Source organism: Streptomyces recifensis (assembly GCF_002154615.1).
Classification (GTDB): Bacteria; Actinomycetota; Actinomycetes; order Streptomycetales; family Streptomycetaceae; genus Streptomyces; species Streptomyces griseoluteus.
The window spans coordinates 1-1,171 of sequence record NZ_MUNH01000302.1 but is presented as its reverse complement, the minus strand read 5'-3'; the positions used below and the strand labels follow the sequence as shown (position 1 = coordinate 1,171).

General features: G+C 69.9%; 1 protein-coding gene and 1 pseudogene. Both read left to right on the top strand.

Going from position 1 to position 1,171, the window contains the following annotated elements; translation table 11 throughout:
* Positions 1-475: 475 nt before the first annotated feature.
* Complete coding sequence (locus tag CCN33_RS17125; RefSeq protein WP_086694466.1) at positions 476-784, top strand: hypothetical protein; 309 nt, start codon at positions 476-478, stop codon at positions 782-784.
* Positions 785-880: 96 nt separating this feature from the next.
* Positions 881-1,171: pseudogene (locus CCN33_RS17120) on the top strand (sugar kinase); the annotation flags it as partial.

Here is a 1,171-nt window from a genome sequence, read left to right as displayed (position 1 = left end):
GACTCGAACCCACGGCCGACGGATTATGAGTCCGCTGCTCTAACCGGCTGAGCTACCGCCCCTCGCGGCGTGTCGCGTACAACTGTGCGCGCCGTCTGCCGCAGCATAGCCGCTCATACGATCTCCTGCTTCGGATGGTCGGCTTCCGCGCTGCTTCCCTGACCTGGAACGACTCCGCCGAGCCGTCCCGGAGCGCCCGGACATGAGCCCGCACATGAAAAAGGACCCCGCAGGGTCCTCGTTCAATGCCGTCGTACAACGCGCTCCCCCGACTGGACTCGANNGCCAATTGAGCTACAGGGGATCGCTTCGTCTGCATCGAACGCATCCACCTGGGTATTCGCCAGGGGGCGGGCGCTCGCTGCGACACATACATTAGCGCAAGCAGGGGGGTGCTCCGCCAATCGGTTCGCCTCCGGCGCCGTCACAGCACCACAGACCCCCGTCAGGGACTACGCAAGGAAGGGTGGCCCACATGCGCTACCGGCTCACGTTCGTCGCCGGACTGGCCGTCGGATACGTACTCGGAGCACGCGCCGGCCAGCAGCGCTACGAGCAGATCAAGAAGGCCGCTCGCGGGATCGCGCAGAACCCCGCCGTGCGCAACTCCGCCGAGACCGCCGCCCAGCAGGGCAAGGTCTACGCGGGCAAGGCGCTGCACACGGTGAGCGAGAAGGTCGGCGATCACGTCCCCGAGTCGTTCACCGAACGGGTCCGCTCCCGGCTCGGCCGCAACGGCCACGGCCGGCCGGCCGAGGACGACTGGGGCACCAGCCACCCCTGAACCGGCCACCCCACGCGCGTGCCCCCTGAAGCGCGGCTCCAGGGGGCACAGGCGTACCGGCCGGAGCAGCCCGCGCTCTGCGGCAGAATTTGAGCCATGGGGATAGTCGCCGGGTTGGACAGTTCGCCCGCATTCACTCGCATCGTGGTCTGCGACACGGACACGGGGGCCGTGCTGCGTCAGGGGTACGCCCCGCATCCGCTGGACGTGCCGGACGGCGCCCCGCGGCCCAGTGACGTCGACCCGCAGGTGTGGCTGCTCTCCCTGGGGGAGGCCGCCGGCGGCGGCCTGCTGGAGGGCGTGCAGGCCATCGGCGTCTCCACGCAGGCCAACGCCGTGGTCCCGCTGGACGCGCAGGGCAACACCGTTCGCCCGGCCATGGCCGGG

Excerpts from the sequence above, each read along its gene's own strand:
- CCN33_RS17125 (WP_086694466.1), top strand. The coding sequence starts at position 476 with ATGCGCTACCGGCTCACGTTCGTCGCCGGACTGGCCGTCGGATACGTA.